Genomic DNA, 21,613 nt, shown 5'->3' with positions numbered 1-21,613 from the left:
ACAAACACAACAGGGGAGGAATTTCGATGACGAAGAACATTTTGACGACCGCATTCGTGCTCGCCGGTGCGCTCCTTGCCGTTCCGGCCTCGGCCCAGGACTTTCCGACACGCACCATCACCATGAACATGCCGTATTCGGCAGGCGGTCCCGGCGACACGATCGCGCGGCTGCTGGCGCAGGGCATGAGCGGCCCGCTGAAGCAGCAGGTCATCGTCGAGAACACGACCGGCGCCGGCGGCTCGATCGGCAGCGCCAAGGTCGCGGCCTCGTCGCCGGACGGCTACAATCTGCTGCTGATCCATATCAGCCACGCGACCAATCCGGCGCTGTATCCAAAACTCAAATACGATCCGATCAAGGACTATGAGCCGATCGGTCTCGCTGTCGATCTGCCGTCGGTGTTCGTGGCACGCAAGGATCTCCCGGCAGCCAATCTCGCCGAGCTCATCGCCTGGATGAAGACGAACAAGGAGAAAGTGAACTACGCGCATGCCGGCATCGGATCGGCGTCGCATCTGTGCGGTCTGCTGCTCAATGCAGCGACGGGTACGCAGCCGACCCAGATCGCCTATCGCGGCGCTGGTCCGGCGATGAACGATATGATGAGCGGACAGGTCGATGTCATGTGCGACCAGATCGTCAACGTGGTCGGCAATGTCGACGGCGGCACGATCAAGGGCTACGCCGTCACCAGCACCGAGAAGGCGCCGGCGCTGCCAAAACTGCCCACGACAGCCGAAGCCGGTCTGCCGGGCTTCACCTACACGGTCTGGTACGGCCTGTTCGCGCCGAAGGGCACACCCAAGCCGATCATCGACAAACTCGTTGCCGCACTGAACGTGGCGCTGAAGGACGAGACCGTGAAGAGCCGGCTTGCCGGGCTCGGCGTGCAGCCAGTGGCGCCGGAACGGGCGACGCCCGATGCGCTGGCCGCGCATCTGAAATCCGAGATCGACAAGTGGACGCCGATCATCAAGGCGGCGGGCGTTGTCGGCGCGCAGTGAGCCAGACTCGTGAGTGACGTTCGCACGGAACATGACGCCTTCGGTGCCATCGCGGTGCCGAAGGATCGCTATTGGGCCGCGCAGACCCAACGCGCGCTTGAGGTCTTCCAGGTTAGCGATGTGCGTTTCCCGGTCGCGCTGATCCGTGCATTCGCCCTGCAGAAGATCGCGGCCGTTCGCGCCAATCTGCAACTCGGGACGATCGCGCCGGAGATCGCAGCGCCGATCGAAGCAGCGGCACTCGAACTTCAGCGAGGCCGTTTCGACGATCATTTCCCGTTGCCGATCTGGCAGACTGGCTCCGGCACCCAGACCAACATGAACGCCAATGAGGTGATCGCAAACCGCGCCAATGAATTGCTGGGCCAGCCGCTTGGGACCAAATCACCCGTTCATCCCAACGATCACGTCAATTGCTCACAGTCATCGAACGACAGCTTTCCGACCGTGATGCATGTGGCAACGGCGCTGGAGTTGCGCGGGCGCTTGCTCCCGGCCTTAAAGACGCTACGCGATGATCTTCGCGCCAAGGCGGACGCGTTCTCCGACGTCGTGAAGATCGGACGCACGCATCTGATGGATGCCGTGCCGATGACCATGGGGCAGGCATTCGATGCCTTCGCCCGCCAGATCGGCCATGCGATCGACCGCATCGAAGCCGTCTTCCCGCGCCTGCTGATGCTGCCCCAGGGCGGCACGGCCGTCGGCTCGGGGCTCAATGCGCCAAAGGGATTCGACAGCGCCTTTTGCGAGCACCTGAACGCACTGACCGGCGTTACGTTCGTCCCGAACCCGAGCAAGTTCGAAGGCATGGGCGCGCATGACGCGCTTGTCGAAGTGTCCGGCGCGCTCAATGGCCTTGCCGTCACGCTGCTGAAGATCGCGAACGACGTGCGCTTCCTCGGTTCGGGTCCGCGCTGCGGGTTCGGTGAGCTTGTCATCCCGCATGACGGGCTGACGTCGTCGATCATGCCAGGCAAACGCAATCCCACCATCGCTGAGATGCTTGCGCAGGTGTGTTTTCAGGTGACGGGTAACAACGCCGTCGTCACCGCAGCCAGCGCATCCGGCAATTTCGAGCTCAACGTTGCCAAGCCGGTGATCATCTACAATGTTCTGCAGTCGATCCGCATCCTCGCCGATGGCATCGATGTCTTTACGTCCCGATTGATCCGCGATCTCGACGTCGATCGGCGACAGCTCGCCGCGAATGTCGCCAACGCGCCGCTGCTCGCGACAGCGCTCAATCCGGTGATCGGCTACGACAAGGTCGCGCTCATCACAGCCAAGGCGCTGGACGAGTCCATTACACCGCGCGAAGCAGCGATCGCGCTAGGACTGCTCTCGGGTGAAGACTACGATCGTTACGTCGATCCGCAGCGGATGGCGGGCATTTGACGGAACGGCTCAGCCGCCTTGCCGCAACCGCGCGAGCACCTTCAGCCCGCCATAGCCATCCGCCGGCAGCAGACCCATCTTCGTTTGATAGTCCTTCACCGCTTTCATCGTGTCGTTGCCGACGCGGCCATCGGTGCCGCCGGTGTCGAAGCCGGCGCGGGTGAGGCGAGTTTGTACTTCCTGCACTTCGGCGAGTGTGAGCGCGCGTTCCGAGCCGGGGAACGGCTGGATGAAAGGCGGCGCGCCGAGAATGCGATCGCCGAGATGGCAGATCGCCAGCGCATAATTCATCGACGGGTTATAGCTGCGCACGGCGTAGAAGCCCTGGCCGAGCAGGAAGGCCGGACCGCCCTGCACAGGCACCCAGAGCTTGGCATTTGCAGTGGCCTGCGGGAACGGCTGTCCATCGGCGCGCGTAACGCCGGCTGCGGACCATGCTGCAAAACTGCGATTGCTATCCGATGAGCCGGCGCCATTGGCGCGGACTTCATAGCCCCAGTGTTCGCCGCGCGGATATTTGCCGCGATTGACAAGGAAGCGTGCGCTTGAGCCCAGCGCATCGTCAGGCTTGCCGAACGGCGAGACGCGGCCGTCGCGGTCATAGTCGATGCCGACATTGAGCCAGACTTCCGGCATCCATTGCGTGTGGCCCATTGCACCGGCCCAGGAGCCGCGCATCTCGTCGGGCGTGCCCCATCCCTTATCGACGATCTTCAGCGCGTTGATGAGTTCGGTTTCCCAATAGGCGCGGCGGCGCGGCTCGTTCCACGCCAGTGCGGCCAGCGACGGAAACACCGGGCGCATATGGTTCTGCTGCACGATGGGATCGCCATAGGCGGACTCGACGCCCCACAGCGCCAGCAGCGTGCCGCGCTCGACGCCGAAGTCACGCTCGATGCGGTCGAACACGGCTTCGTTCTTGCGCAGCGCATCCTTGCCGGCGGCGATGCGCCAGTCGGAGGCGCGGCGGTTGATGTATTGCCAGAGCTGCTCGTGAAATTCCGGCTGCTTCTGCATCTTGGTGAACACGGACATGTCCGGCTCGATGCGGCCCATCACGCGGGTATAGGTGGCGTCGGAGACACCTTTGGCAGTTGCCTTTGCACGAAAGCCGTCGCGCCACGCGTCGAAGCCCGCGGGGGCCGCAAAGGCGGTCCCGGGCATGGCCAGCAGCGCGCCGGCACCGAGGGCGGAGCGGAGCAGGCTGCGTCGGTCGATCAGGGAATCGCGTGCGGTCATGCCCCACTGTAGCCGCATGATTTGCGCCATGGCAGGGGCAATGCGTCGCGGCGCGTCAACGCAATCAACGGATTGATATCATGTATAAAAAAGACCGCCGGATGCCATTTTCGGGCGTCCGGCGGTCTTGCGAAAAACTTGCGGCAGTCTTGCGACAGCCGGGATCCTTTAGTCCTTGGCGCGCTCGATGTACGAGCCGTCCTCGATCAGCACCACGATGCGTGTGCCGGTACCAACATGCGGCGGCACGTTGGTGCGGACGCCGTTGGACAGCATGGCAGGCTTGTAGGACGACGACGCGGTCTGGCCCTTGGTCACCGGCTCGGTATCGACGACTTCGAGGGTCGCGCGCTGCGGCATCTGGATCGCCACCGGAACGAGGCCGTGCAGCGACAGCTTTACGGTCATGTTCTCCTGCAGATAGGGCTCGGCATCGCCGATGACGTCCTTCTGCACCTGAACCTGGTCGTAATTGTCGTTGTTCATGAAATGGAAGCCGTCGGCATCCTTGTAGAGGTAATTGAAGTTCTGGTCTTCAATCGTCGCCTTTTCCACCTGGTCAGTGGTCTTGTAGCGCTCCGAGATCTTCACACCGTCGCTGATTCGGCGCATTTCGATCTGGCTGACCGGGGTTCCCTTGCCGGGGTGGATGTTCTCCGCGGACAGAACCACGTAGAGCTTGCCTTCCTGCTCGATGACGTTGCCCTTGCGAATAGAACTGGCGATGACTTTCACAGATATGTTTCCTAGATTTCAGGCCCGGGACCGATCCGGACGTGTGTGTCCTGTGGCCAGCGAAGCGGTTTCGGGGGGCAACATACTGATTTCACGCGGCGATGCCAGCGTTTTGCAACCCAAAAGGGCCGTTTGCCGATGACTGGAACCGACCGTCCGTCGCCCTGGTGGAGCCCGGCGCGACATCAGGACCGCCGGGGCTTCCTGCTGGCGCGGGGAGCGATCACGAAGGGTATCCGGACGTGGTTTGAGGCTCAGGGCTTCCTGGAGGTCGAGACTGGCGTCCTGCAGGTCTCACCGGGCAATGAGACCCATCTGCATGCGCCAAAGACAACATTGATCGACCGCGACGGCGAGCGGTTCTCGCGGTATCTGCGGACATCGCCGGAATTCGCCTGCAAGAAGCTGCTGGCGGCAGGGGAGACGAAAATCTTCGAATTCGCCCGGGTGTTTCGCGACCGCGAGCGCGGCGACAAGCACCTGCCTGAATTCACGATGCTCGAATGGTACCGTGCCGAGGAGAGCTATGAGGCTGTGATCGCCGATTGCGTGGCGATCATTGCATGCGCGGCGCAGGCGACAGGCATCAAGCAGTTCACGTTTCGCGGTCAGGTTGCCGATCCGTTTGCCGAGCCGGAGATGTTGACCGTGGCAGCGGCGTTCACGCGTTTTGCGGATATCGATCTGCTTGCGAGCATCGATGGCGCCGAGGGTGATCGCGCTAAGCTGGCGGCTGCTGCGACTGGCAAGGTGCGGATCAGCGATGACGATACCTGGTCGGATATTTTCAGCAAGATTCTGGTCGAGTATGTCGAGCCGCATCTCGGGCAGGAACGGATGACTGTGCTGTTCGAATATCCGGCGCCGGAGGCCGCATTGGCGCGCACGAAGCAAGGCGAGCCTGATGTCGCCGAACGCTTTGAGGTCTATGCGTGCGGTGTCGAACTCGCCAACGGTTTTGGCGAGCTGACCGACGCTGACGAACAGCGCCGCCGCTTCACGGAAGCCATGGATGAAAAGGAGCGTCGCTATGGCGAGCGCTATCCGCTCGATGAGGAGTTTCTTGAGGCCGTCGCAGCGATGCCGCCTGCATCTGGTGTTGCGCTCGGCTTCGACCGGCTGGTGATGCTGGCGTCGGGCGCGACGCGGATCGATCAGGTGGTGTGGACGCCGCCGGCAGGTGTGTCATGAACCGTCACGTGAAAGTTGCGACGACCCTACGGCAAGCCAGCGACCTCATTGAAAACGGTCTCGCGCCAGCCTCGACGCTGGCCGATCTGGAGAAAGTCGCCGCGCGTTATGCAGTCGCGGTGACGCCGGCCGTAGCCGCACTGATCGACAGCAGCGATCCCGACGATCCGATCGCGCGCCAGTATATTCCGAGGGTGGATGAACTGAACGCGCAGCCCGAAGAGAACGCTGATCCGATCGGTGATCACGCCCACGCGCCAATCGATGGCATCGTGCATCGCTATCCCGACCGCGTGCTGTTCAAGCTGGTACATGTCTGCGCGGTGTATTGCCGGTTCTGTTTCCGCCGCGAGATGGTGGGGCCGGGCAAGGAGACCGCGCTGTCACCCGACGCCTATTCAGCCGCACTGGATTATATCCGCAGCCATGACGAGATCTGGGAGGTAATCCTCACCGGCGGCGATCCCCTCATGCTGTCGCCGCGGCGATTGAGCGAGATCATGGCGGATCTCGCTGATATCCCGCATGTAAAGATCATTCGATTGCATACGCGGGTCCCCGTGGCTGATCCCGGCCGCGTGAGCGCGGAGATGGTGGATGCGTTGAAAGTCACGGGTGCCAGCACATGGGTGGCGCTGCATGCCAATCATCCGCGCGAGCTGACGGATGCTGCACGTGCGGCCTGCGCGCTGATGGTTGATGCCGGCATTCCCATGGTGAGCCAGTCGGTATTGCTGCGCGGCGTCAATGACAATGCGGCGACGCTGACGGCATTGATGCGCGGCTTCGTCGAATGCCGCATCAAGCCCTATTATCTGCATCATGGCGACCTCGCGCCTGGCACCGCACATTTGCGCACCAGCATCGCGGAGGGACAGGCCTTAATGCGCGCCATTCGAGGCAATGTTTCCGGATTGTGCCAGCCGGATTATGTGCTCGATATTCCCGGCGGTTATGGCAAGGCGCCGATCGGTCCCGAATATTTGTCTGAGAATTCTTCAATCAGCCTCAAGCCTGACGGTGAAGCTTCTGCGGAATCGGTCTATCGTGTGGTGGATTACTGCGGCGACGTTCATATCTATCCACCGAAGCCGTAGCGATCGGCTTACACGCGCCACCTGGTGTCGGAGACAAAAAATGAAAACATTGTTCGTGATGACGGCAGGCCTGTTCGTTCTCGGCCATTCGCTGGCTCTGGCGCAGGATTCGTCCCGCAACCTGCCACCCAAGGGCCTGCGCTCGCAGCCGACCACACAGACCAACAGCGGCGGTGCTCTGCCAGAGGCTCCCGTCGGCCATCGCCAGCCGCGCCCGGGCGATTTGCCGCCGGAGACCGGCAAGAACGATCCATCCCGCATCGACGCGCAGGATCGCGAACTTGATCGTATGATCAAGAATATCTGCAAGGGCTGCTGAGCCCCTGCAGACAGTTGGCGGGGTCAGGCCTTCTTGCGGGCGGCCATCGCCAAGCCAATCAGCGAAGCGCCGCCGATCACCAGATTGATGCCGACCATCAAGCCGATGGCCCAGGCTGCCGTGCCGGGCAGGCCCGAGATGATGATGAAGGCGATCACGATATCCATCAGACCGGAGAAGGCCATCCAGCTCCAGCGCTCGGACAGCTCCTTGCGATGCTGGAGCGCGTACATGATGGTCGCTACGCCCTCGGCGAGGAAATAGACGCCAACCACGAATGTCAGTGTTAGCGTGCTTTCGGCCGGGCGCGTAAGTAGAATGATGCCGGCGCCGATGCCAAGGATTGCTGAAATCAGCGACCAGATGAAGCCCGGCGTCTGACGCGCCCAGAAGGTCATCAGCAGCGCGGCGACGCCCGAGATGAAGAACATCCAGCCCAGCATGACGGTGACGGCGATGCTGGCCACCTGCGGCACGATCATCGCGGCGAAGCCGAGGATCACCAGCACGATGCCCTCGATCAGAAATGCCTTCCAGTGCGCGCGCACGGCGTCGCTCATCTTCGATTGCAGCTCGGCGAGGTTGGGCGGCATGGTCATGGCGGCGATGTCCTGATCTGGCCGGCAGCGTGCTGGCCGTGCCTCGCATTTATCCGCTCACACGCGGAAGCGTGCAAGTTGGTTGATCGGGAATAACTCGAATGTCGCGCGAGGTCTTGAACGTTACGACTGCATGGTCATGGCCGGCGCGGCCGTGCGCATGCGGTTGCGACCGAGAATATAGGCCGTCGTCGTCAGCACCAGCAGCACGGCGCCGATGGCGATCGATGCCAGACCGAGCGGGATCAGCACCATGGTGACGTTGCGCGCAGGGTTCGTAAACCAGTGATGAATCGAGGTCAGCAAAAAGGCTGTGCCGGCAAAGCCCGCGCCGCCGCCGGCAACCAGCAGTGCCCACATGCCGCGCAACTGGCTGAGCCGCTCGCGTGACACCTCGGTATGTGGCGCATGATGCGCGCCGATCCGCCGGACCAGCCGCGCCGCCAGCGCAATGGTGCCGAAGCCAATCACCACGCCAGCGGCCTCGAGCACGCGGCGCATCACGCCGACGATCTCCGGATGTCGCTGCAGCGTCAGCAGAGGGAGATCAAAACAGGCATGCAGCGTCACTGGCGCGAGAACAATGAGCATGGGCGTGCGAATGAAGGCCCACCCATCGCGGCGATGGGCGCCGAGCGCACGGCCGGAGCGGGTGATGGCGATGTAAGCGCCGGCGATGACGCCGAGCGCGCCGTGAAATGGTACGGTCAGTACGCTGCGCAGCACCGCGAGCGTCCGCCACATCTCGGGATATTGCAGGAGATAGACGAGATTCTCGTAGGCGGCGAAGCCGAGGCCGGCGGCGGCGCCATAAACCACCGTGTCCATTGGATCGGCCGTCCGGGCGCGCTGGGTGGACACCGCGATGATGACGAAGATCTTCACGATCTCCTCCGGCGCGGCGACACCAAACACGGCGTGGAGCACCATGGCCAGGGTCGGGTTGTCCGTAAGACCCGGAATTGCTGCGAACAGCGCGCGGGCATAGCCGAGCAGGGAGATGCTGGCGGCGCCCAGCAGGAATGACGCCCAGACCAGCCCGGGCGGTCCCGGCCGTTCATCGGCAGCAATCACCAGCCACAGCAACAGCAGAGCTGGTGCCACGGCGGCGATACCGATCACGGTGGGGAGCGATTCGAGCAGGTTCATGGAACTTAATTATAGACGGCCGGGCAGACCGGAAAGAGTGACTCTTGCGGGAGCCGCCTGCGACAAAAGAGAAGCGAGCGGGCCCGGGCCAGGGCCGGAACCAATCAGTGTTCGGTCGATTGGGCTGACACAGCTCATACTGCACGGGAAATGACCATGGCCGACGACGCAAAGACACCCCCCTACATCTACGAAGGCGTCGAGCCCGTGCCTGAGGCCAGGTCGACAATCACAGAAACGATCACGGATGTGAAAGAGGCGGTGACCGAGACCGCGCACCGCATCGGCGGTGCCATCGAGTCCGGCAAGAAGCCAGGCATGCCCTTGAGCATCCTGGCCAATGTGGCGCGTGAAGCGCCGCTGGGGTCGCTGCTGGTTGCTTTTCTGCTCGGCGTCGCCGTGGCGCGCCGGCGCTAGGCGTCAGCGAATCCGGGCCGGCACCAGATTGACCGGCTTCGTGGTCCGTAGCGATGCCGGCTGATAGGCTGAGGCAGGCGCAAAGACCGACTTGCAGCCATCGCTTAGCTGAGACTTGTTGCGGATCATGCAAGCCGTGACGCGATCGACATCCGGGATTTCCGAACTGCACAGTCGCATCGCATCGCCCGTGCAAAGCTGTTCCTGTTCGGCGCTGTAGGCGTGGCAGACGGTGGTCAGCATGCCGAATGCAAGAACGGTGGCGGCGGCGAGCTTCGCGGTGGTGAATGTCATCGTGTGTCCCTCGATCTTGTGTCCATCCGTGCGCCGATCGGCGCGTCGTTGGAGCGATTTGATAGAGGGCGTTCGCTTCAGGCGGTTTGCGCGGAGGCGAGGAAACGGTTTCTTCGACCGCGGTTTTGTTTCATTTCTGATGATGGACGAAACACAGCCTGAACACAGCGTGCCGGTCGGAATCCCATCCTGATGGACATTATTCAGAAAATCTCGGCGCTGATCGCGGCGCAAGCCGATTTGGCTGGACCGCTCGGTTTCGTCATCGCCTTCTTCGGATGTCTGGTCGGCTCCAGTTTCGTCGTTCCGGCTGCGGCCATCGTGACGGCGACGGGGGTGCTGATCGGCGCCGGCGTGGTGTCCTGGACTTTCGTCCTTTGGGCCATCGGCGGTGCGGTGCTCGGCATGAGCGTGTCCTATGAGCTCGGCAAACGGTGCGGGCCGAGGCTGCTGGAGATGCGGATGCTCCAATCGCGTCAGCAACTGGTGGCGCGGGTGCGTGGGCTATTCGAGCGCTACGGCATCGCGGCGATCATGGTCGGTTATCATATCGGGCCGGCGCGCGCGCTGGTCACCAGCGTCGCGGGCATTACCGGCATGCCGCGTCTGAAGTTCGAAATTGCCAGTATCGTGTCAGCAATGGTCTGGATCGTCGATCACGCCTTGATCGGCGTCATCCCCGGCACACTCATCGACGCCGACAGTCCATGGTTGCTCCCGGTGACATTCGGAGCACCGGTCGTCGTGATCGTGCTGACCGTGATGTTGCTGCGCAAGGCGTTGTAGCCCCAGCGCCAACGTCTCGCATCACGCGGCCTTCGAGATCTTCTTCTTGAGATGCCCGGTGTCGTGATCGCGGCGGAGCTGACTGAGCGACGTGTCGTTGAGCTTCGGCAGCACTTCGCTGAGCGTGAGCGTGTCGGGATGCCCGGCTGCGAAAAACTTGCCGTAGATCTTGCGGAGTGTTGCCAGTGTGGTGCTGCCGTATTTCTCGGTCATCGCGCTGTCGTGCGCGTGAAGGTGATCGCCGCCGTCATGCTTCATGTCTCGCTCCCTGCCGGTATCGCATGATCTTGCACCTTGAGCAGTGCAGATTGCGTTCGGCCAGACAGACTAGGCGCGGTGCTGTGGAGAGTACAAGCAGTTCACGTGTGCTCGGGAGCAATCGCGCGGGATGGCTTAGCCGCGCGCCCCGGGGCGCTTGCGCTGCACAATGATCTTCATCTTCTGACGGCCCTTGCTTGCCGCGGCGCGGGAGCGTGAGCGGCGCGGCTGCTCACGCGCGGCAGGCTTGTCGTCAGTTGCCGAGGTGCTGGCAAAAGACTGCCGGAGAGTGTCGAGCGTGGAGGTGAGAGCGCCGACCTGTTCGTTGAGCTTGCGCGCTTCGTTCTGCTGCGCTGTCATCAGACGCTGCATGGTCTGCAACTGATCCTGCACGACCTGAAGCTGATCGATCGACTGCTGCTGCGTGGCCTCGATGCCCTTGGTCTTTTCGATCAGCTGTTCGGACGCTTGCGCCACACGGGCCTGTTGCAGGCGTGATGCGGTGAGCCGCTCCGGCTCCGGCGTTGCGCCGCTGTAGCTGCGCCACGTGAATATGCCGCCGATGCCGATCACGACCAGAAACAGGGCCGCAGCCGCAACCATGATCGGCTGCTGGCTAATGCGCCAGGTGTGACCGGGTTCGGACGCGTAACTGTGCTGGGAAGCGCTCGGCATGATTTCGACCATGAAGCTCGAAGTCCTATGGCGTGTGATCGTTCCAATCCGCGACAAAACCATCCAGAACGCGTGAATTTCGGGAGGTTCGCGGCCAAGTTCAACGAAAATAAGGCTCGGGTGGCAATAACGTGGCCTAACCCAGGGCAGTGCGCGAATGGCGCTCCCTAGCAGTGCCAGCGAGGTTGTGCATAACATCTTGAATTAACGAATAAAAGCGCGAATTGTTTGACATTTTTTGGGTCTTCGTCGACAAAAACGTCCAACAAAACGTCCAACATGGGGCAGGGATGGGCGAGCATCTAACTAAGCGCAATGGGACTTGGCACTTCGTGCGCCGGGTGCCGGAAGAGTTTTCAAGTTGTGACAAACGCGGCATCGTGAAGCTTTCCACAAAGGTGCGCATTGCTCGAGACAGGCATGGACGGCGGGCCTCCCTGATCGCCGATCGGATGAATCTGGACCTCGAAGCCTACTGGCAGAAGTGCGCCGCCGGTGAAGCTGGCAGAGCGGCTACGGACCACGCCGAAGCGATTCGGCGGGCGCGGATCCTCGACCTTTCATATCGCCCCGCTGCGGCCGTGGCATTGGAAGCGCCGGCCGAGCTGAAGCGACGCATCGAAACCCTGGCCGAGGGCGACCGGCTGCATGATCCCGCGACGCGCGCGGCCGTGCTCGGTGGTGTCACTGAGCCGCTTATCAAGCTTTCGACCCTGTTCGCCGAATTCGAGGCGGCCACGGCAACCGAGCGGATGAACTATTCACCGAAGCAGCTCAAGAAATGGAAGGCCGGCAAAGAGCGCGCCATCGAGATCCTGATCGAGGTGGTGACCGATAAGGCCCTGCAAGAAATGACCCGCGACGATGCTCTCAAGTATCGCGATTACTGGCAGGCCCGCGCCGTGAAGCGTCAAGTTGCCATCGGCACCGCAAACAAGAACATCACTCATATTCAGCGCATGGTTCGAACCGTCAGCCAGCGGCATCGCCTGGACAAGGAGAGCCTGTTCGCTGGCCTGCGTCTCAGCGGGGGTGAGCGCGGGCAACGCAAGCCGTTCGAGACGGCGTTCATCGTCAACACGATCCTGCGGCCGGGCGGCTTCGACGCGCTGAACGACCAGGCGACGGCCGCAGTGCACATCCTGATCAATACCGGCGCGCGACCCTGCGAGGTGTTGAACCTGCTGCCGGCGAATATCGTGCTCGATGCTAATATCCCCTATATCCGGGTAGTGCCCGACGGCCGCGTACTGAAAACGGAATCGTCGGAGCGGGACATTCCGCTGGTCGGCATTGCTCTCGAAGCGATGCGGCGCTTTCCGAAGGGCTTCGGGCGCTACTTTGACAACGAGGACAGTTTTTCGGCGGCGGTGAATAAGCACATGAAGAAGCATGGCATGAAGCCGTCGCCGCGCCATTCGGTCTATTCGTTCCGTCACAGCTTCAAGGATCGGCTGCGTGCGCTAGAATGCCCGGACGAACTGACGGACGAACTGATGGGGCATTCGAGCGGTAAGCCGCAATATGGAGTTGGGCACGGACTGGTGCTTAAGCTAAAGTATCTGCAGATGATCGCGTTGGGCCCCGCCGAAGCAACGAATAGTGATCGAGCTAACCGCGCTCTGACCAGTCCCACCTACGGGGCATTCAGCATCTAAAGCGGTGTTTGACGGATTTTTCCCTCGCGGACTACTTTACGCGTGCAGCGATAGTTCGAGCGGCGCATTGCAAAACTCGATTCGTTGGAAGTCCAGCGCAATCGGTTTTTGAGCGTACCGATGTGTGCATAGCGCGCATAAGAAGCGATGCGCCTTGCGACTCACCTACTGGTTGTCGCTCCTAAGGTCTTTCATAGGAGCACAATGTGGCCGCCTCTTATCCCTACACCCCCGTAACCGCGAAGCTGAAAACTTTGCTGCAGAAGGTGCGGTCGACTGGCACCCCGCAGAAACTCACCGCTGCTCACCTCAAAACATTGGGCTTCTCGTCGAGCAACGACGCGTCGATGATCGGCGTGTTCAAGTTTATCGGCTTTGTCGACGGAAGCGGTGTGCCGACGCCTCTCTGGAGTGAGTATCGCGGACAGGCTCCGCGGAAGGTGCTTGGCAGAGCGATTCGCCAAGGATATGCGGAGCTTTTCAGTCTGTATCCAAACGCGCAGTCGATCTCTGTTGCCGATTTGACCAGTGTTTTCGCGACCAGCTCGACGGGCGGGGAGCAGGTCATCAGCAAAACTGTAACGACGTTTAAAACATTGGTTGACGAAGCCGACTTCGACGACGTGGTCGGAGAAACTTCCTTGCCAGCCAGCACTTTGCACGCGCCGGCAACTGGAGCTGCCATGGCTCCCACGCTGCCACCGCAACTGGCACCTGGCGCCGGCCCGGAGGTGCATATCGACATCCAGATTCACATCTCGCCGGAGTCGTCCGCCGATCAGATTGAAAAAATCTTTGAGAGCATGGCAAAGCACCTTTATGGCAAGCGCTCTAGTGGTGACTCCTGATGTCACTCAAGAATCTTTTCGCGGTCGCAAAGGCCATCCAGGAGGATGTTGATGTTGAACTAGGACCTCCCGAGGAAGGCCTCGTGCCGAACTCACATCATGTTATTATGAGCAGCTTAACGCGCGGCTCGCGCAGCTACATCGTTTCGATCGCCAACCAGATTAACGGGGCTTATGAGAACGGTTGGTACGATGCCTGCGCAGTGATGATCAGGCGCTTTGTCGAGACTCTTTTGATCGAGACATTCGAGAGGCACGGTGCCGCACAAAAAATTAAGCTGTCCGGCAGCGGGGACTACATGTTCCTTCGAGACATGATCAACGTGACCTTGACAGAGACCGCTTGGAACCCCAGCCGCAACTTAAAGGCCGCGTTGCCAAGGCTTAAGGACGTCGGCGACAAGTCGGCGCATAACCGCTATTTCGTGGCCAGGCGTGGCGACATCCAGCCCTTGCTGGGTGATATCAGGACGGTGGTTCAGGAGTTGATGCTGCAGAGTGGACTGAAGCACTGAACTGTCCTGAATTGCGCGCCAACACTCTGCATCGCCAAATTCTATTTAGACACTGCACTCACATGGTATTTCAATGCCCGATAGTTCGATCAATACTATATCGACGTTCCGCGCGCTGAGAACGGCAGTGATATTCTCTCCAGTTAAGCTCAAAGCAATCGCCGCCGGACTATCGCCGTTAGCGTTTGTATTTGCTATTCTTGCGGGCGCAGAGTTCGCAATGATCCCACGTCGAATGGCTATTGTGAGTTAAAATTTCCAAAGTGGATGAGATGTGTCGTTGCGAACCACGAGAATTTAGCCGGCGGATTGATTGGGCCGCGGGCACCTTGTTCGCAGGGTGGCTTGCCTGGACGGCAGTCCAGACGCAGATGACCGAGCGCGAGAACGCGCGCAGGCTGACCGAATTGAAGTGGAAGAGCTGCTCAGTTTTGACGTCGATAATATTGCGGAAGCCCTCGGTGCAATCTGGAAAGTGCTCGAGGCCATCTACGACGAGCAAGCACCGGAGGATAACCAAAAGCGCTTGCAGGCTGTTAAGAATGGCCTCAGTTATGTGACGGAGAATAGTTGGATCGAAACAACGAAAGCCATGGTCGACGTCTTAGGGTGGAACCGGCGCCGTCTTTACGCCGGTCTCCTCAACTCCCTAATCGAACTGCAGGCCTTTCAGGAGATCACGGTTGATGAGATCTCCGGGGAAATAACGAGCGCGGTGGCGCAAGCTGCCGGCGCTTGTGAACTACTGTATCCTAATTGTTCTGACTATTTCGAGGGGCGCTTCCGTCGGAGTCCGAAAGGCTACTCGTGGGGAGATGCGGTTCTTATGTCTGCTCATCTTCCAGAAGACGAACATTAGTTTTTCGCTGTACTCGCAGGATGGTCCGGCGCCATTTAAGCCCCGAATTCATCACCCGGCGTAGGGGAGTAAGTCAGTGTTCATCTCTGCGGCCCCGATAGGTTCACCTCACGCTCAGCCCGAAAAACATTGCTGTGCAGGCTGGCGATCCACTGTCGGCCGCTAGAGGTGACATTGAGGTACCGGATCGCAAGCTGGATCTGTGGTGCAACGTTAGTCCAGTAGAACTGAGGAAACTTATAGACGATGTCGGCTGGCGTTGCATAACCAAGCACTTTGTTTAGTCCGATCTCCTCGAACTCATGGAATAGGGAATTTGATTTCCTGATGTAATTGGGATCGCCGAGCTGACCGATCAGATCCGCAGCACGCAACAGCAATCCTTCTTCCTCATCGAGGTCATCACCTCCCCCGTTTGTTGCATCGATGTAGGGAAAGCGCGTGTATTCGATGGCCCGGGCAATCCGGGCGGCGTCGACTTCCTCCACAGCATGGAGCCGCTCAATCACAAAGAGCTTTGAGCGGTCGACATGGTAGGGCGCGAGCGCGGCATCGGAGGATCCAACCGGCAATGCAATTTTGCGCCCAGTAAGGTCCGCAACATAAGCGCCGTCTTCATCGCCTTGGATAATGCCCCGCACATATCCAATGTCATGGGTTAGGCAGGCCATAATAAAGTTCGCATAGTCGGTTGCGGTGGTGGTACGTTGCAGGGCACGCCCAGCCAGGATGTCGTTCCCGACCAGCGTAACCAGCATGGTATGTTCGATATTGTGATAGAGTGCGTCACTATTCCCGATGCACTCCAATGCCAGCCTAGCTGCAAAGGGCAGCAATTTTGTCAGATCGGAATGCGAGGAGCGGAAGCGGTCTTCGGTTTCCCGCGCGAGAAAAGAGCCAAGGGCTTGCGCCGTCAGTTGAGGAATTGTGATCATCTCGGCTCCCTATCTTGCCTCGTTGTTGTTGCACCATGATCGCCGCGTCCCCAGCGGTATCCTTCAACTTCAGCATCGTCAAAACCCTGAGTGCCTGCGGATTTCAACGGATGTTGCTAGCGAGAGTCCCCTGAGAGTTGATTTCAATCAATGCTCTGCAAGCCAGAATCCCGAAGCGTTGATGTCAAATAGAGCTGAGCGCTAGCGGCCCGCTGTCCCCAGCGAGCGCGTACTTCACCCCGCCCCTTGGCCCGTCGGCGGGACTACATACAGCGTCAGTGCAAAAACTGCATAAATGAAGATGAGCAGGGCGCCGACGAACCAGGCCGAGCGGCCGCTGCTCGTAATGAAGCTCGCTGTCACGGTCGCAATCATGACCATGGTGACGGCGCCGGGCCAGAATTGCAGGCTCATCGGCATTGGTCCGACGACATAGCTGAGTAGCACCAGGGCGGGGGCGACGAAGAGAGCAATCTGGGAGGCGCTGCCAAGCGCGATGCTGACACTCATGTCGAGGCGGTCCTTGCGTGCCGCAGAAAAGGCAACGGCAAACTCGGCGGCGGCGCCGACCATTGAGACAATGATAAAGCCAACGAAGGCCGGGCTCATTCCAAACGTTGCTGCGGCCTTCTGCACCGACTCGACAAAAATCTCACTCACAAGTGCAACCAGCACAGTGACAACAAGCAGTGTGCCCACCGCAAGGGCAATTGGCCAATGTTCCTCGCCTTCGCTATGCGCGGCGCCTGCGAACAATTCCTTGTGGGTCTTCAGCGAGAATAGCAGGCCGAGTGCGTAAGCAATGATGAGCAGGATGGCGAGGCCGATGCTGAGCTTCTGCATGACGGTCTCACCCTGCACAAGATCCAGGTCGGCGACTGCGGATGGGGCAAGCAGGGCGACGGTCGCCATGAGTAGAAGACCGGAGTAGAGCCGCGCGCCGGAGCGATTATATTCCTGGACATGGTAGCGCAGGCCGCCGAGGAGCAGACAGGCACCGAGCATGAAGAGGGCATTGGTGACAATCGCACCAGCAATTGACGCCTTCACCAGCATGTACTGGCCGGCACGTAGCGCGGTGATCGCAATGATCAGCTCCGTTAAGTTGCCCAGCGTCGCATTGAGCAATCCGCCGACGGCATCACCGGTCTTGGCGGCAACCGCTTCGGTCGCGTGGCTGAGCAGGGCGGCCAGAGGCACGATGGCGAGAACCGAAAGCATGAACAGCAGCGTATGGGAATGCGGCGCTATTGCTTCCGTGACAAGTACGGCAGGCACGAAGATCAACATCCAAAGCAGCGGTGTGTGCTGAATTTGCTTGAGCAGGGGTTTCATGGCGGCGCCATCTCCATATCGAATGCGACGGCGGAAACTCCGATCCCATCGCCGGACCGGTATTGATCTAGCTCAACAAGACCCCGAAGCTGGAAGAACGCGAACGCACTTCGACCGCTCTTCACCACATCCCCTACAAAATGCCGGCGTTGCGTCAGAAGCCGTCGGGAGGGCTGGATTTCTTCTGATGGCGCGAGGGCTATGCACATCATCAGTATCTAGATGCGTTAGGATTTGCCGACCTTGGATCTTAAGTGAGTGTGAGCATCAGGCTGACGATCTGCGGATCTTTCCTCGGGGCTGCCTTGAAGCCGAACCTGGTGAAAATCTTTCGCATCGCAGTGTTCTCGGGCAGAACTTCTGCGGTCAATTCTTTTAGCCCGGCATCGCGCCCGAGATTGATGAGGTGGCGCATGAGGATCGAACCCACTCCGCGCCCTTGCCAGCCATCGACGACCATAAACGCCATTTCGGCCCGATCTGGCTCCGAGACGATATATCGGCAACCGCCGATCAGGATATTGTGGCCGGTTTCCTCGAGCCGCGCGATCAGTGCGACATGGTTCTCAAAGTCGACGTCCATGAAGAAAGCGCGCTCCTTGTCTGAGAAATGGCGCTTCATGACGAAAAAGCGCCGCTGCAGCGACTGCACGCTGGCCTGCGCTAGCGCGGCGAGCATATCGGGCTCGTCTTCGGGGCGAAGCGCCAGGATATTCACCAGGCGGCCATCGCGTAACTGCTCTTGCGCGGCGTAGGTGGCGGCATCGGACATGGGAACTCCGCTGGCTGGTCGGGTACACTAGTTCGGACCAGTGCCAAGCAAACTGCGGCCGACGGACGGGTGCTTGATCTGGATCAAGACCGCGGGCGAGTGCAACGGCAACGCTCGTATGACCTGCACAAATCAAGGCGCGTCCGTGAGAACCATCCGTCAATTTCTATCCGGAGACGTCATCATCCAGCTTGTAGTCCGGCTGGGACTGCTGGCTTTGCTGGTGACCTGGACATTTATAGTGATCCGTCCCTTCGTGCCAATTCTGGCCTGGAGCGGTGTCCTTGCAGTCGCCTTCTACCCTGCTTTCAACTGGCTGGCCAAATTGCTGGGCGGTCGTCCAAAGACCGCCGCAGTCATCCTCACCATCGTCAATCTTGCAGTGGTCGTCGGGCCGGCGACCTGGCTAGGCTTGAGCGCAGTGGAGGGGGTGAGACAACTCGCCGGTGAACTGACCGCCGGGAATTTAGCCATTCCGTCACCGCCCGAACAGGTCAAGGAATGGCGGATTGTCGGGCCTAAGCTCTACGAATTCTGGGGGCGGGCATCCAGTAATGTCCGGGCGGTCTTGCGTGAGGTTGCACCGTATTTGAAGCCCTTGGCGGGGACGATGCTCACACTTGCGGGCAGCGCCGGTGTCGGGACGCTCAAATTTCTCCTGTCTGTTCTTATAGCCGGCTTTCTCTTTCCCTACGGTCTTCAACTGGTCTCGGGCGGGAGGCGCCTTCTGTCACTTATCGTCCATGAGCAAAGCGAACATTTGCTGGATTTGGCGGGGGCGACAATCCGCGCCGTCTCGCAAGGCGTGATCGGCGTCGCGGTCGTGCAGGCCCTGCTGGCGGGCATAGGCTTCAAGATGGCCGGCATCCCCAACGCCGGCCTTCTGGCCTTCGCGGTCATGTTGCTGACCATTGTTCAGATCGGCGCAGCAATCGTCCTCTTTCCCGTGATCATCTGGATCTGGATGGACAAGGATTTCACCACAGCGCTGCTTTTGACATTATTCCTCACCGCCGTCGGCATTCTCGACAACATATTGAAACCGCTCGTGATGGGGCGCGGGCTCACGACACCGACGATCGTCATCTTCATCGGAGTCATCGGCGGAACGCTCGCGCACGGAATTGTCGGCCTCTTTATCGGGCCAATTGTTCTCTCGGTTGCCTGGGAGTTGATCGCCGCATGGATGCGTGAGGATCGTTCCCAACCCGCGCCGAACTGACTTAGACCCTTGACCTAGATCAACGTTGCGGGCCGGGAAGCCCCTTGAATGAGCTTGCGCGACGATGAGGCCAGAACATGTCGATGGAAACGCCAAACCTGCCAGGCGGCCCCATGTCCGGGCTTGTTGCCTCGGCAGTGGAGTACATGGTCGATGCGGGGCAGCGGAGCATGCTGTTCCTGGACGTCATGCGCCAACGCGGCGATCAGTATCGTGAGCACGTCGCGCAGACAGCGCCGCATGTATTGCAATATGCAGCCGAATTGATCATCGATGGTCGCGAACTGATCGAACCCGTCAACTATGCACTGGTCCGCATCGTTCCGCCAGACGACGTCGAAATCGATATCGAGCGGCGCCCCTTCATCGTGATCGATCCTCGTGCTGGTCACGGTCCGGGAATCGGCGGATTCAAGGCTGACAGTGAGATCGGCGTAGCGATGAGAGCGGGGCACTCCTGCTATTTCATCGGCTTTCTCCCCGAACCTATGCCGGGACAGACCATCGAGCGCATTGCGCGCGCCGAGGCGCAGTTCATCGAGAAGGTCATCAGCCTGCATCCCAAGGCCGACGGCAAGCCCTGCGTCATCGGCAATTGCCAGGCCGGTTGGGCCGTCATGATCCTGGCGTCACTGCGACCCGAGCTATTCGGGCCTCTGATCATTGCAGGGGCTCCGTTGGCTTATTGGGAAGGCGTGCACGGCAAATACCCGATGCGTTATTCGGGTGGCCTCATGGGCGGCAGTTGGCTCACCGCAATGACCAGTGATCTCGGTGCGGGAAAATTCGATGGCGCGTGGCTGGTGCAGAACTTCGAGAGTCAGAACCCTTCGAACACACTGTGGACCAAGCAGTATAACGTCTACTCCAATATTGATACCGAGGCGGATCGCTATCTCGAGTTCGAGCGCTGGTGGGGCGGGCACGTCAATCTGAACGCCGAAGAAATCCAGTTCATCGTCGACGAGCTTTTCATCGGCAACAATCTTGCCGCGGGCAAGGTCGAGATGTCAGACGGACAAAAGGTGGACTTGCGCAACATCAGGTCGCCGATCTTGGTGTTCTGTTCCGAGGGTGACAACGTTACGCCGCCGCAACAAGCGCTGAATTGGATACTGGATTGCTATGCTGATGTGGATGAGATCAGGGCGTATGGGCAGACGATTGTCTATACCGTTCACCAAAGCATCGGCCATCTCGGCATTTTCGTTTCCGGTGGCGTCGCCAAGAAGGAACACGCCGAATTTTCTAGCAATATCGATCTCATAGATGTGCTGCCACCTGGTCTCTACGAAGCGACCTTCGAGGCGAAGGGCGAGGAGACCACGAACTCCGACCTTGTCGTAGGCCAATGGGTGATGCGCTGCGAGGCGCGGACGCTCGATGATATCAGGGCCATGGGTGGCAATTCGCCTGAGGACGAGCGGCGTTTCGCTGCGGCCAAGCGCGTCTCTGAGATGAATCTCGCAGCCTACCAACAATTTGTTCAACCCTGGCTTAAGAACGCAGTGACGCCGCAGATGGCGGAGATGATGCGTAATTTGCACCCGTTACGACTGCAATATGAAGCCTTCAGCAGCAAAAATCCGTGGATGAGCGCCGTAAAGTCCGCAGCCGAAGGCATTGAGGATAACCGTAAACCGGTCTCGAAGAACAATCCCTTCCTGGCATTCCAGGAGCAGATGGGAGAGCAAATCGTTCATCTGCTGGATAGCTGGCGTGACTCTCAGGAGGCGCTGAGCGAAGCCATGTTCCTCAACATCTATGGTTCACCGGCGTTGCAGGCGGCCGTCGGCATTGATCCGAAGTCCGAGCCGTCGCGTCGTCGGGAGATGTCGGATGAACACCGCGTGATGCTCGACAAGAGGATCGCTGAGTTAAAATCGAAGATTTCCCAAGGGGGCTTACGCGAAGCGACCTTGCGCTCATTGCTCTATGTGGGTTCTGCGCGGGGAATGGTCGATGAGCGAAGTATCGAGGCACTGCGTCAGGTTCGGAGCGATCACGCTGGAGCACGACTGACGCTGCCTGAGTTCAAGATGTTGGTGCGTGAGCAGTTCTTTATGTTGTTGCTTGATTCTGAAGGGGCGCTGGCCGCTATTCCGAAGTTGTTGCCCGCGGACGGTGCTCAAAAGCGATCGGCCTTCACGGCAATGCGTGAGATTTTGTCCGCCAGCGGTGACATCGCTGGTGAACGCGCGAGCCGCTGGGCGCGGATCGCCGGGTTGTTCGGCGTCGACGCCGCAGAGGCGGGGGCGTCAAACGTTGCCGCGTTCGACCCTGAGGCACGAGCGTCGTAAAGAAA

The 21,613-nt window shown here is 60.1% G+C and carries 23 protein-coding genes; 13 read left to right on the top strand and 10 right to left on the bottom strand.

Going from position 1 to position 21,613, the window contains the following annotated elements; all coding sequences use genetic code 11:
• The first annotated feature begins 20 nt into the window (after window positions 1-20).
• Window positions 21-1,007 carry a tripartite tricarboxylate transporter substrate-binding protein gene (locus AB8B02_RS11270; protein WP_439064626.1) on the top strand — a complete coding sequence of 329 codons (987 nt, stop codon included), beginning with the start codon at window positions 21-23 and terminating at the stop codon, window positions 1,005-1,007.
• A gap of 9 nt (window positions 1,008-1,016) precedes the next feature.
• Window positions 1,017-2,405: a class II fumarate hydratase gene (locus AB8B02_RS11265; RefSeq protein ID WP_439063938.1), complete on the top strand. Its 1,389-nt coding sequence runs from the start codon at window positions 1,017-1,019 to the stop codon at window positions 2,403-2,405.
• 9 nt (window positions 2,406-2,414) lie between these two features.
• On the opposite strand, the gene AB8B02_RS11260 is transcribed toward AB8B02_RS11265, so the two are convergent.
• Window positions 2,415-3,644 (bottom strand): lytic murein transglycosylase, encoded by a 1,230-nt coding sequence (locus AB8B02_RS11260; protein WP_439063937.1) that lies wholly within the window; start codon window positions 3,642-3,644, stop codon window positions 2,415-2,417.
• Window positions 3,645-3,812: 168 nt separating this feature from the next.
• Window positions 3,813-4,379, bottom strand: coding sequence for an elongation factor P (efp, locus tag AB8B02_RS11255; RefSeq protein ID WP_068736546.1), 567 nt, complete (start codon window positions 4,377-4,379; stop codon window positions 3,813-3,815).
• A 138-nt stretch (window positions 4,380-4,517) separates the two neighbouring features.
• Between efp and epmA the strand changes: the two genes are divergently transcribed.
• From epmA to AB8B02_RS11240, 3 genes are read left to right on the top strand one after another with little or no spacing between them, the layout of a single operon-like run.
• Window positions 4,518-5,570 (top strand): EF-P lysine aminoacylase EpmA, encoded by a 1,053-nt coding sequence (epmA, locus tag AB8B02_RS11250; RefSeq protein WP_439063936.1) that lies wholly within the window; start codon window positions 4,518-4,520, stop codon window positions 5,568-5,570.
• Window positions 5,567-6,667 carry a lysine-2,3-aminomutase-like protein gene (locus AB8B02_RS11245; RefSeq protein WP_439063935.1) on the top strand — a complete coding sequence of 367 codons (1,101 nt, stop codon included), beginning with the start codon at window positions 5,567-5,569 and terminating at the stop codon, window positions 6,665-6,667. Before epmA ends, AB8B02_RS11245 begins: the two co-directional genes overlap by 4 nt.
• 40 nt (window positions 6,668-6,707) lie before the next feature.
• Window positions 6,708-6,986 carry a hypothetical protein gene (locus tag AB8B02_RS11240; protein WP_081422013.1) on the top strand — a complete coding sequence of 93 codons (279 nt, stop codon included), beginning with the start codon at window positions 6,708-6,710 and terminating at the stop codon, window positions 6,984-6,986.
• A 23-nt stretch (window positions 6,987-7,009) separates the two neighbouring features.
• Here AB8B02_RS11240 and AB8B02_RS11235 read toward each other — a convergent pair whose 3' ends face one another.
• Entirely contained in the window at window positions 7,010-7,585 is a 576-nt protein-coding gene (locus AB8B02_RS11235; protein ID WP_089264182.1) for an HdeD family acid-resistance protein, read from the bottom strand.
• A 123-nt stretch (window positions 7,586-7,708) separates the two neighbouring features.
• Window positions 7,709-8,734: a PrsW family glutamic-type intramembrane protease gene (locus tag AB8B02_RS11230; RefSeq protein ID WP_315842261.1), complete on the bottom strand. Its 1,026-nt coding sequence runs from the start codon at window positions 8,732-8,734 to the stop codon at window positions 7,709-7,711.
• A gap of 156 nt (window positions 8,735-8,890) precedes the next feature.
• Here AB8B02_RS11230 and AB8B02_RS11225 point away from each other — a divergent pair, with 156 nt between their 5' ends.
• Window positions 8,891-9,151 (top strand): hypothetical protein, encoded by a 261-nt coding sequence (locus AB8B02_RS11225; protein WP_068736902.1) that lies wholly within the window; start codon window positions 8,891-8,893, stop codon window positions 9,149-9,151.
• 3 nt (window positions 9,152-9,154) lie between these two features.
• On the opposite strand, the gene AB8B02_RS11220 is transcribed toward AB8B02_RS11225, so the two are convergent.
• Window positions 9,155-9,445 (bottom strand): hypothetical protein, encoded by a 291-nt coding sequence (locus AB8B02_RS11220; RefSeq protein ID WP_175368942.1) that lies wholly within the window; start codon window positions 9,443-9,445, stop codon window positions 9,155-9,157.
• Window positions 9,446-9,637: 192 nt separating this feature from the next.
• Between AB8B02_RS11220 and AB8B02_RS11215 the strand changes: the two genes are divergently transcribed.
• Complete coding sequence (locus AB8B02_RS11215) at window positions 9,638-10,231, top strand: DedA family protein (protein ID WP_175368943.1); 594 nt, start codon at window positions 9,638-9,640, stop codon at window positions 10,229-10,231.
• Between the two features lie 21 nt (window positions 10,232-10,252).
• Here the strand turns inward: AB8B02_RS11215 and AB8B02_RS11210 are convergent, their stop codons facing one another.
• Window positions 10,253-10,489, bottom strand: coding sequence for a hypothetical protein (locus AB8B02_RS11210; protein WP_068736536.1), 237 nt, complete (start codon window positions 10,487-10,489; stop codon window positions 10,253-10,255).
• A gap of 135 nt (window positions 10,490-10,624) precedes the next feature.
• The gene (locus AB8B02_RS11205) at window positions 10,625-11,164 is read right to left on the bottom strand and encodes a hypothetical protein (protein WP_175368944.1); all 540 of its coding nucleotides are present in this window, start codon (window positions 11,162-11,164) and stop codon (window positions 10,625-10,627) included.
• A 224-nt stretch (window positions 11,165-11,388) separates the two neighbouring features.
• Here AB8B02_RS11205 and AB8B02_RS11200 point away from each other — a divergent pair, with 224 nt between their 5' ends.
• The 4 genes from AB8B02_RS11200 to AB8B02_RS11185 all read left to right on the top strand — a co-directional run bounded on the left by AB8B02_RS11200 (window position 11,389) and on the right by AB8B02_RS11185 (window position 15,044).
• Entirely contained in the window at window positions 11,389-12,822 is a 1,434-nt protein-coding gene (locus tag AB8B02_RS11200; RefSeq protein WP_439063934.1) for a molecular chaperone, read from the top strand.
• A 206-nt stretch (window positions 12,823-13,028) separates the two neighbouring features.
• Entirely contained in the window at window positions 13,029-13,670 is a 642-nt protein-coding gene (locus AB8B02_RS11195; RefSeq protein ID WP_439063933.1) for a DUF5343 domain-containing protein, read from the top strand.
• Complete coding sequence (locus AB8B02_RS11190) at window positions 13,670-14,185, top strand: hypothetical protein (protein ID WP_439063932.1); 516 nt, start codon at window positions 13,670-13,672, stop codon at window positions 14,183-14,185. Before AB8B02_RS11195 ends, AB8B02_RS11190 begins: the two co-directional genes overlap by 1 nt.
• A gap of 412 nt (window positions 14,186-14,597) precedes the next feature.
• Entirely contained in the window at window positions 14,598-15,044 is a 447-nt protein-coding gene (locus AB8B02_RS11185) for a hypothetical protein (RefSeq protein WP_439058468.1), read from the top strand.
• Window positions 15,045-15,124: 80 nt separating this feature from the next.
• Here AB8B02_RS11185 and AB8B02_RS11180 read toward each other — a convergent pair whose 3' ends face one another.
• The 3 genes from AB8B02_RS11180 to AB8B02_RS11170 form a co-directional block, all read right to left on the bottom strand.
• The gene (locus tag AB8B02_RS11180) at window positions 15,125-15,979 is read right to left on the bottom strand and encodes a metal-dependent phosphohydrolase (RefSeq protein WP_439058467.1); all 855 of its coding nucleotides are present in this window, start codon (window positions 15,977-15,979) and stop codon (window positions 15,125-15,127) included.
• Window positions 15,980-16,213: 234 nt separating this feature from the next.
• A complete protein-coding gene (cax, locus tag AB8B02_RS11175; RefSeq protein ID WP_439058466.1) occupies window positions 16,214-17,314 on the bottom strand; it encodes a calcium/proton exchanger in 1,101 nt (366 codons plus the stop codon).
• A 250-nt stretch (window positions 17,315-17,564) separates the two neighbouring features.
• A complete protein-coding gene (locus tag AB8B02_RS11170) occupies window positions 17,565-18,086 on the bottom strand; it encodes a GNAT family N-acetyltransferase (RefSeq protein WP_439063931.1) in 522 nt (173 codons plus the stop codon).
• Between the two features lie 118 nt (window positions 18,087-18,204).
• Here AB8B02_RS11170 and AB8B02_RS11165 point away from each other — a divergent pair, with 118 nt between their 5' ends.
• Both AB8B02_RS11165 and AB8B02_RS11160 read left to right on the top strand, forming a co-directional pair.
• Window positions 18,205-19,308: an AI-2E family transporter gene (locus AB8B02_RS11165; protein WP_439060490.1), complete on the top strand. Its 1,104-nt coding sequence runs from the start codon at window positions 18,205-18,207 to the stop codon at window positions 19,306-19,308.
• Between the two features lie 77 nt (window positions 19,309-19,385).
• Complete coding sequence (locus AB8B02_RS11160) at window positions 19,386-21,608, top strand: DUF3141 domain-containing protein (RefSeq protein WP_439063930.1); 2,223 nt, start codon at window positions 19,386-19,388, stop codon at window positions 21,606-21,608.
• Window positions 21,609-21,613 lie beyond the last annotated feature (5 nt).

The organism is Tardiphaga sp. 862_B3_N4_1, from assembly GCF_051811085.1.
Lineage (GTDB): Bacteria > Pseudomonadota > Alphaproteobacteria > Rhizobiales > Xanthobacteraceae > Tardiphaga > Tardiphaga robiniae.
This window is presented reverse-complemented; position numbering and strand designations above follow the sequence as displayed.